We start from the raw sequence: 8,920 nt of genomic DNA on the forward strand, positions 1-8,920 counted from the left end.
GCTACAGCCGACACCCGCTGCACCACAGACAAAGAACTACGCGAACACATAAAACTGCTCCCCTCAAATCGGAACTGAAATTCTCAGTCCAACTTCAGGGGAGCAGTTCAAGAGGTGAGAGAGCGTCGGTGGAAAGGCGGCGTGGCCGTCATCCGGAAGCATGCGTCTAAGCGAGGAACGAGCGAGCATGCGGAGGATGACGGCAACGCCGCCTCACCGTGGATTACTTAGCGGCGCGCTGCCTCGACACTTCGTACAGCGAGATACCGACGGCCATGGATGCATTGAGCGACTCCATGGCGGAGTCGATCGGGATCGAGACGATCTGGTCGCAGTTTTCGCGGACCAGCCTGCTCAGGCCCTTGCCTTCGGAGCCCACGACGATGCACACGGGTTCCGTGGCCACACTGAGATCGGGCAGCGAAACGTCGCCGTCGCCGTCCAGGCCGAGAACGTAGATGCCCATGTTCTTGAACTGCTTAAGCGCGTTGTTTAGGTTCGACGCGCGGGCCACGGGTACGCGGACAGCGGCACCGGCGCTGGTCTTCCAGGCGGATGCGGTCACGCCGACGGAGCGACGCTCGGGAACGATCACGCCGTGGCCGCTGAACGCGGAGACGGAGCGGATGATCGCGCCAAGGTTGCGGGGGTCGGTGATGCCGTCCAGTGCCACGAAGATCGGAGCGTTGGAGATGTGCCCCTTCTTCCACTTGGCCAGGGTTGTCTCCGCGAGGTCGTAGGCGTCCTCGTATTCGTACGGCGGGATCTGCAGGACGAGGCCCTGGTGCACGGCGTCCTCGGTCATGCGGTCCAGCTCAACCTTGCCGGTTTCGAGCAGCGGGATGCCGCGTTCAGCCGCGAGCTTGAGGGATTCCTTGACGCGGTCGTCCATCTCGATCCGGATGGCGACGTGCAGTGCCTTGGCCGGAATGCCCGCGCGCAGGGCTTCGACCACCGAGTTGCGGCCGGTAACCAGTTCTTCGGTTGCACGGCCCTTGGGGCCTGAGCGGGCACCGGCGCCACCGGGGCGGGTACCCGTGCCGCGCTTGGCAGCTGAGCGCTCAGCCAGCTGCTTGTTCTTGTATGCCTTGTGGTAGGTGCGGTCCTCCGCCTTGGGCGTGGGACCCTTGCCCTCCAGGGCCTTGCGGCCGTGGCCACCGGTTCCGGTGGAGGGGCCCTTCTTCTGCTTGACCGACCGGCGACCGTTGTTGGCCATGAGATTCCATCCTTGATTTTGTGAGTAAGTCTGGAATCAAGTCTACTGACCCGATGCAATTCGGCCGCCGCGGCCGTTTGTCAGTCGCGTTTGAGGCTCCAAGTGGCGCCGTCCGCACCATCTTCGACGACGACGCCGGCGGCGGCGAGCGTGTCGCGGATCGCGTCGGAGGCGGCCCAGTCCTTGGCGGCCCGCGCCGCTGCCCGGGCGTCGAGTTGAGCTTCGATCAGCACTTCCAGGGCAGCGTGTTCGCGCCCTTGGACAGCTTCCGGACGCTTTACTGCGTCCAGTCCCAGGACTTCCGTCATGGACAGCACGCTGTAGAGGGCGGACTTCGCAGCATCAAGCTCCCCGGAGGCCAAGGCTGTATTGCCTGCCCGTACCGTTTCGTGAAGCACTCCGAGGGCCTGGGGCACATTGAGGTCATCGTCCATGGCGGCGATGAAGGCAGCCGGCATGTTGGCCTGCGGGGAAATGCCTGAGGCGTCTGCCCCCACCTTGGCGGAGGCCTTGTGAATGAAGCCATCAATGCGCTCGACGGCGGCTGCAGCCTCCTGCAACGACGTGGGCCGGTAATCGAGGATGGAGCGGTAGTGTGCCTGTCCTAGGTAGTAGCGAACCACCCGGGGTGAGGCGAGTTCGAGCATCTCGGCCGGGCTCACCGTATTGCCGATGGACTTGGACATCTTTTCACCCTCGAAGGTGACCATGCCGTTGTGCATCCAGAAGTTGGCGAACCCGTCGCCGGCGGCCTGGGATTGGGCCATCTCGTTCTCGTGGTGCGGGAAGCGGAGGTCCAGTCCCCCACCGTGGATATCAAATCGAGGGCCCAGATACTTGGTGACCATGGCGGAGCATTCGAGGTGCCAGCCGGGACGTCCCGCGCCCCAGGGAGACTCCCACTTGGCGGTGACGGGCTCGCCGTCTTTGAAACCCTTCCACAGCGCGAAGTCCCTCGGGTCGCGCTTGCCTCGGGGGTCGGCGTCGGGGGCTCCCTGCATGTCATCGATATTTTGCCGCGTGAGCGAGCCGTACTTGCTCCAGGAGCGGACATCGAAGTAGACATCGCCGGAATCGTCCAGTGCTGGGTAGGCATGGCCGCGGTCGATGAGGCGCTGGATGAGCGCGTGCATTTCCGGGATGTGCCCGGTGGCGCGGGGTTCGTAGGTGGGCCGCTGGACGCCCAAAGAATCGTAAGCGCCCTCGAACTCCTGCTCGTACCGGTACGCGAGGGCCCACCACTCTTCGGCCTGGCGCGCGGACGGTTCAGCATCCCAGTCCGGTCCGAAGGACTGGGCGGACTTGGCAAGGATTTTGTCGTCGACGTCGGTGACGTTCCGCACCACAGTCACGCGGAGGCCACGGAATTCAAGCCAGCGGGTCAGCTGGTCGAAAGCAATGGCCGACCTGACGTGGCCCACGTGCGGCATTCCCTGGACGGTGGCCCCGCAGTAGTACACGCTGGCCTTGCCGTCTTCGAGGGGAACGAAGTCGCGGACTTCGGCGGAGGCGGTGTCATAGAAGCGCAGGGTCACCGCTCCAGATTAGCCGATGACGCGGTGTGACCTGCCTACTTGCAGTATTCGCCGATCTTATTGAACTGGACCGTGAGCTTCTCCTGCTGGTCCTTGGTGGCCGCGCCAAGCGATGAAGCGGCCGCTTCGTCCATGATCGCGGCCATGTCCTTGATCGGGTTGCCGATCTCCGGAGCCAGTTTGTCAGCGATCTCGTGATAATGCGCGGCGATCTGTTTGGACTGCTGCTGTTGGTTGCCATCAGGCTTGAACGTGTCGTTGTTCAGGAATTCACAGCTGGCCGCGACGTCCATCTTCGGTGTCCCCGCACAACCGCCCAGCAGGAGCGCAGCAGCAAGGCCCAGGGACAGCCCCACTGCGGAACGCACGACGCCGGCACGCAGCTTATCCATGCGGCGCACCTTTCGCGGGACCCGTCTCCGCCGTCGTAGCCTCATGGTCGCGGACCGGGTACACCAGTGCCGTGGCAACAGCCGAAATTCCTTCCCCGCGGCCTGTGAAGCCCAGACCGTCGCTGGTGGTTGCCGTAACGCTGACAGGAGCACCTGCGGCTTCGGTCAGAACCCGCTGGGATTCTTCCCGCCGGGGTCCGAACTTGGGACGGTTGGCCACGAACTGCACTGCAACGTTCCCGATCTCGAAGCCGGCAGCGCGCACAATGCGGGCCGCTTCACCAAGGAGCTTTACCCCCGAGGCGCCAGCGAACTCGGGGCGGTCCGTGCCGAAGTGGGTGCCCAGGTCACCGATACCGCAGGCCGAAAACAGCGCGTCCGCGGCTGCGTGGGCGACGCAATCGCCGTCGGAATGCCCTGAAAGGCCTTGCTCACCTTCCCAGAAAAGCCCGCCAAGCCAGAGCGGCTGGGGGTCGTCTTCCGGGGCGAACGCGTGCACGTCGACGCCGATGCCGGTCCGGGGCAGGATCATGTTCCGGGTCATCAGCCCTCCACCCAACGGATACCCAGCGGGCCTTCCAGAAGGCCCTCGGCAATGATGAGGTCCAGCGGAGTCGTGATCTTGAGGGACTGGCTGGCTCCGCGGACAGCGTGGACCGGAACGCCCAGAAGCTCCACCAACATGGCGTCATCCGTCACGGCTGCGGCCTGTTTGTCGTCGAAGAGCTCAGCAGCCTGGTGTGCCCGGCGCAGGGTGGCCAGTTCAAAGCCCTGAGGAGTCTGGACGGCCCTGAGGTGTTCGCGGGGCGCTGTTCCGGTAACAACCTCCGGGGCGATGGAGGAGTCCGCGCCAGCGGTCTCGGCGACCGTCTTGATGGTGTCCACCACCGGCATCGCGGGGATGACTGCCTTCGCGCCGGAGGCCAGGGCGTCGGCTACGCGTTGGAACACGCGCTCAGGGGCCAGCGCGCGGGCAGCATCGTGGACGAGTACGAATTCGGTTCCGTCTTCCAAGGCAGCCAAGGCGGCCCGGACGGAATCCGCCCGGGACGAACCGCCGTCGACCACTGAAATTTCCGGGCCGCCATCCACCAGGTCAATCGTGAAGTCGGCGATCAGCTCGCGAAGTTCGGTGTTGCCCTTGGGCACGGCTATGCAGATCTGGCGTGCGACATCCGACGCTACAACACCGCGGAGAGCGTGCATCAGGATGGCTTCGCCGCCGAGCGGAACCTGGGCTTTGGGCATGCCGTAGCCAAGTCGTTCACCGGAACCGGCGGCGACCACGATCACGGCCGTGACGGCGCGCTTGGAAGGAGTACTCATGGGCCCAAGATTACTTGGAAGTACTTGAAGTTACTTGATGATCAAGTAACTCCGGCTGTATTTGGGCAAAAAGAAACCCGGCGGCGCTGTCGCACCACCGGGGCTCAATTCTTAGGAAGCCAAGACCTCGTCAAGAACGCTTGCAGCCTTCTCTTCGTCTGTCTTCTCGGCCAGGGCCAGTTCTGAAATCAGAATCTGCCGCGCCTTGGCCAGCATCCGCTTCTCGCCTGCGGAAAGGCCGCGATCGTGATCACGACGCCAAAGATCGCGAACGACCTCCGCCACCTTGATGACATCGCCCGAAGCAAGCTTCTCCAGGTTCGCCTTGTAACGACGTGACCAGTTGGTAGGCTCTTCAGTGAACTCGGCGCGGAGAACGTCAAATACGTGCTCCAAGCCTTCTTTGCCCACTACGTCCCGGACCCCAACAAGGTCAACGTTCTCTGCTGGAACTTCAATGGTCAGATCACCCTGAGCCACCTTGAGCTTGAGATACATCTTCTCTTCGCCCTTGATGGTGCGCATCTTGATTTCCTCAATTTTTGCTGCACCGTGGTGAGGGTAAACTACTGTCTCGCCGACCTCAAAAACCATGTGGACTTTCCCCTTTCCCGCAGATTAGTCTATCACGGTTAAGGCATACGACTGGCATCGGACGGGCCCTCCAGCCGCGCCAATACAGGGAATAAGGCCTTAAACGACTTCCTCCAACCTCTTGACGAAACCGGGGAAAGATGCTTCGAGCAAGCAACCTGGCGCGCAGATCTTCTCGGTTGGCTGCGCCACAATGCCTTCCCGAATCCTTATTTTGGGGGGTTTGCCGATAGGCTATGGCTGAAAAGTGTTCCAATGACTCTTGAGGAGTAGGTGTCGTGCGCAATACTGCGATGAACCCTGTCCAGCGCGGCAAGCTGGCAATTGCGGCGGCTGCAATCGGCGTCGGTCTTCTGTCCGTCACCGGCTGTGGTTTCGTCAACGCCCAGCAGACTACCCACCAGTACTCGGCATCGGACGGGATCAAAGCTGATCTTGGTCCCCTGCAGTTGCGCAACATCCTGATTGTTGCCTCAGGCGAGAACGAGCCTGGTCGTGTCATAGGTGCTGTGTTCAACCAGTCCAGCAGCGACGCCACCCTCACCATGAGCGGTGCCAACGGGTCCCAGACCGAGATTCCGGTCAAAGCCAACTCTGAGACGTACCTGAACGACACCACTGATGCTGCGATCCTCAGCACCGCAGGCGTTATCCCTGGTGGTCTGACCCCGATCACCATCCGTAGTGGATCTGACTCCGCTACGGTCAACGTACCGGTGGTTGATGGCACGCTCCCCGAGTACGCCAAGTACCTGCCCTCCACGCCGACCCCGACAGCAACGTCGACGTCGACGTCCTCTGCGACTCCCACGGAGTCCGCAGCAGCCGGACACTAGCAGGCAGCACGCTACAAGCCATATAACAAAGGAAGGGCCCAGTTCACGTGAACTGGGCCCTTCCTTTGTTGTTGCCTTTTAACTTTACGGCTCGAACTTGTAGCCCAGCCCGCGCACCGTCACCAGGTAACGCGGAGCGGAGGGATCGGGCTCGATCTTGCTGCGGAGGCGCTTGACGTGGACGTCCAGCGTTTTGGTGTCTCCGACATAGTCAGAGCCCCATACGCGATCGATGAGCTGCCCCCGGGTCAGGACGCGGCCTGAGTTTCGGAGCAGCATCTCCAGAAGTTCGAACTCCTTCAACGGCAGGGACACCTGCTCGCCGTTGACGCTCACCACGTGGCGTTCGATGTCCATGCGGACCGGCCCGGCCTGCACAGTTGACGTAATGAGTTCCTCTGGCTCGCCCTGGCGGCGGAGGACAGCACGGACGCGGGCTACGAGTTCCCGGGACGAATAGGGCTTGGTGACGTAGTCGTCGGCACCCAACTCCAGGCCCACCACCTTGTCGATTTCCGAGTCCTTGGCGGTCAGCATGATCACAGGCACGCTGGAGCGCTGGCGCAACTGCCGGCACACTTCCGTTCCCGGCGTTCCCGGCAGCTGGAGGTCCAGCAGAACCAGGTCGGCACCGTTGCGGTCAAACTCCACCAAGGCGTCACTGCCGTTGTCTACTACCTCGACGTCGAACCCTTCCTTGCCCAAGAGATAGGACAGGGGGTCGCTGAAGGACTCTTCGTCCTCCACAATCAAAATCCGGCTCAAGCGCTGGCTCCTTGCTCTTGGGCGCCGTTGGCGCCCCCTTGTTGGCTCGGGATACGAGGTTGTTGTCCCGCATGCTGAGATTGTTGGCTCGCGTGGTGGGGCTCGACGGCGGCAGGTTCCGCCGGAAGTCCGGTGGACGGAACCGCTGTGGCAGCGGGAGCCGGAACGCCGGCGTCGTCGTCCTGGCCTTCCATCTCCGGCAAGCGGATGGTGAACGTTGACCCCTGGCCGGGCTGGGACCATACGGTCACCTCGCCGCCGTGGTTGGAGACAACGTGCTTGACGATGCTCAAGCCAAGGCCGGTTCCGCCCGTGTGCCGGGAACGTGCAGCGTCAACGCGATAGAAGCGTTCGAACACCCGTTCCTGGTCCTCGGGAGTCAGCCCCTCGCCCTGGTCCGTGACGGAGATGGCGACGACGCCTTCCCTTGTTCGGAGGCCGACGCCAACCCGGGTGTTTTCCGGTGAATAGCGGATGGCGTTGTCGATCAGGTTTCGCAGTGCGGTGACCAGCAAGTCCCGGTCGCCGAACACCAGCGACTCGGAGTGTCCGCCCACCACGATGTGAATGTTCTTGCTCTCCGCCGGCAGCTGTGAACGATCAACTGCCTCCGTGATCACGGTGTTGATGTCCACGGAGTGCCCCTGCTGGGCGACATTGGCACCCTGCAGGCGGGAAAGTTCAATGATGTCCTGAACCAGGGCTGCGAGCCGGCCGGACTCCTTGTGCATGCGCTTGGCAAACCGGCGCACTGCTTCCTCGTCATCGGGAGAGGCTTCCAAGGCCTCTGCCAAAAGCGAGATGGCGCCCACAGGGGTTTTGAGCTCGTGGGAGACGTTGGCCACGAAGTCGTTGCGGATCTCCTCGGTGCGGGTGATCTCGGTGCGGTCGTCCGCCAGGAGCAGGATGTATTCCCAGCCGAGCATGGCTGCCCGGACCTGGACCACAATGGTGCCCTTGCCCAGCGGCCCACGAGGGAGCTCGTATTGCTCCTCCAGGATCACGCCGTCGCGGCGGACCTTCGCTGTCATGTCCAGGAGCTGCTTATGAACCACGGTGTGCCCCCGGACGAGGCCATAGGCGTAAGCTGCCGGACTGGCGCGGACCACGCCGTCGATCGCGTCCACAACAACAAACGCACGCCCGACGACGGCCAGCACTTCCGCGGCCCCTTCGGGGAGCAGGGGTTCAGTAACGTCCAGGTCAACAATGCTGCGTTGCCGCTCGCTGATCTTGAACGCGAGCATGCCAAAGACGCCCAACGACAGACCGACGAGGCCTGCGACGACACCTATGAGCAATGGATCCACGTGTCCAGCTTATGCTGTGGAAACACGGCCAAGCATTGATCCGGCGCTAAACGGGGACGGTTCAACTAACGTTCATCTAAAGGTGCCGAACAGTTCACTGGGTCCTGACACAGTTACTGGTTGGACTGCCAATGGTTTTGAAATCCGACCCCCACCATGGGAACGGGATTTCCAAGGAAAGGACGCCTTAGTGCGCAAGGTTTTTCAGGAGGAGCTCACCCAGGTAGGTGACGACCTCATCGAGATCTCCAAGCTGGTTCACGAAGCGATCACGAAGGCTACTACTTCCTTCGAAGGCGCCGACGTGGATCTTGCCCAGGACGTCATCGCGGCAGATGCCCGCATCGACTTCCTGCAGAACAGCCTCGACGAGCGTGCCATCGACATCCTTGCTTTGCAGGGCCCTGTCGCGAGCGACCTCCGCATGATTGTGGGTTCGCTGCGCATGAGTGCATCGCTGGAACGCATGGGTGATCTCGCCCGCCACGTGGCCCAGCTGGCGCGCCTGCGCTACCCGGCCACCGTTATCCCCGCTTCGCTGACCCAGACCTTCAAGGCCATGGCCCAGCACGACATCGAAATCACGGCCAAGGTCATCGAGCTTCTCGAGACCCGCGACCTTGAGGTTGCCCGCGACATCCTGAAGATCAACATCGCCGTGGACGACCTCCACCTCAGCGTCTTCAAGGCGATCGCCTCCCCTGAGTGGAGCGAGAGCCCGTCCACCACCGTGGACGTAGCCCTGGCCAGCCGCTACTTCGAGCGCTTCGCCGACCACGGCGTCTCGGTTGCCCGAAAGGTCACCTACCTGGTGACGGGCGAATGGCAGCCCGAAGGCTTCTAGCCTCAGCGCATTAAGTACGACGGGGGGGGGGGGGGGGGGGGGGGGGGGGGGGGCCGGGGGGCGGGCGGGGGAGGGCGCGGAGGATGTGGTATTGGTGGGGTG

Annotated in this window: 10 protein-coding genes; 2 read left to right on the forward strand and 8 right to left on the reverse strand. The window is 62.8% G+C overall.

Going from position 1 to position 8,920, the window contains the following annotated elements:
• Window positions 1-223: 223 nt before the first annotated feature.
• The 6 genes from rlmB to LN996_RS22780 all read right to left on the reverse strand — a co-directional run bounded on the left by rlmB (window position 224) and on the right by LN996_RS22780 (window position 5,063).
• Window positions 224-1,216 (reverse strand): 23S rRNA (guanosine(2251)-2'-O)-methyltransferase RlmB, encoded by a 993-nt coding sequence (rlmB, locus tag LN996_RS22755; protein WP_159704595.1) that lies wholly within the window; start codon window positions 1,214-1,216, stop codon window positions 224-226.
• An 80-nt stretch (window positions 1,217-1,296) separates the two neighbouring features.
• Window positions 1,297-2,751, reverse strand: a complete 1,455-nt coding sequence (gene cysS / locus LN996_RS22760) for a cysteine--tRNA ligase (protein WP_231343358.1) — start codon at window positions 2,749-2,751, stop codon at window positions 1,297-1,299.
• Window positions 2,752-2,786: 35 nt separating this feature from the next.
• Window positions 2,787-3,143 carry a hypothetical protein gene (locus LN996_RS22765; protein ID WP_231343359.1) on the reverse strand — a complete coding sequence of 119 codons (357 nt, stop codon included), beginning with the start codon at window positions 3,141-3,143 and terminating at the stop codon, window positions 2,787-2,789.
• Window positions 3,136-3,687 carry a 2-C-methyl-D-erythritol 2,4-cyclodiphosphate synthase gene (ispF, locus tag LN996_RS22770; RefSeq protein ID WP_231343360.1) on the reverse strand — a complete coding sequence of 184 codons (552 nt, stop codon included), beginning with the start codon at window positions 3,685-3,687 and terminating at the stop codon, window positions 3,136-3,138. Before ispF ends, LN996_RS22765 begins: the two co-directional genes overlap by 8 nt.
• The gene (gene ispD, locus LN996_RS22775) at window positions 3,687-4,469 is read right to left on the reverse strand and encodes a 2-C-methyl-D-erythritol 4-phosphate cytidylyltransferase (RefSeq protein WP_231343361.1); all 783 of its coding nucleotides are present in this window, start codon (window positions 4,467-4,469) and stop codon (window positions 3,687-3,689) included. The genes ispF and ispD overlap by 1 nt, the downstream gene beginning before the upstream one ends.
• A gap of 111 nt (window positions 4,470-4,580) precedes the next feature.
• Window positions 4,581-5,063: a CarD family transcriptional regulator gene (locus LN996_RS22780; RefSeq protein WP_011690592.1), complete on the reverse strand. Its 483-nt coding sequence runs from the start codon at window positions 5,061-5,063 to the stop codon at window positions 4,581-4,583.
• A gap of 293 nt (window positions 5,064-5,356) precedes the next feature.
• Between LN996_RS22780 and LN996_RS22785 the strand changes: the two genes are divergently transcribed.
• Entirely contained in the window at window positions 5,357-5,899 is a 543-nt protein-coding gene (locus LN996_RS22785; protein WP_231343363.1) for a hypothetical protein, read from the forward strand.
• Between the two features lie 84 nt (window positions 5,900-5,983).
• On the opposite strand, the gene LN996_RS22790 is transcribed toward LN996_RS22785, so the two are convergent.
• Together LN996_RS22790 and LN996_RS22795 are read right to left on the reverse strand one after the other, a co-directional pair.
• The gene (locus LN996_RS22790) at window positions 5,984-6,664 is read right to left on the reverse strand and encodes a response regulator transcription factor (protein ID WP_020608526.1); all 681 of its coding nucleotides are present in this window, start codon (window positions 6,662-6,664) and stop codon (window positions 5,984-5,986) included.
• Window positions 6,661-7,965 carry a cell wall metabolism sensor histidine kinase WalK gene (locus tag LN996_RS22795; protein ID WP_231343365.1) on the reverse strand — a complete coding sequence of 435 codons (1,305 nt, stop codon included), beginning with the start codon at window positions 7,963-7,965 and terminating at the stop codon, window positions 6,661-6,663. Before LN996_RS22795 ends, LN996_RS22790 begins: the two co-directional genes overlap by 4 nt.
• Before the next feature lie 199 nt (window positions 7,966-8,164).
• Between LN996_RS22795 and phoU the strand changes: the two genes are divergently transcribed.
• Window positions 8,165-8,818 carry a phosphate signaling complex protein PhoU gene (gene phoU / locus LN996_RS22800; protein ID WP_024819653.1) on the forward strand — a complete coding sequence of 218 codons (654 nt, stop codon included), beginning with the start codon at window positions 8,165-8,167 and terminating at the stop codon, window positions 8,816-8,818.
• The last annotated feature ends 102 nt before the right edge of the window (window positions 8,819-8,920 follow it).

This window comes from Arthrobacter sp. AK01 (assembly GCF_021109375.1).
Lineage (GTDB): Bacteria > Actinomycetota > Actinomycetes > Actinomycetales > Micrococcaceae > Arthrobacter.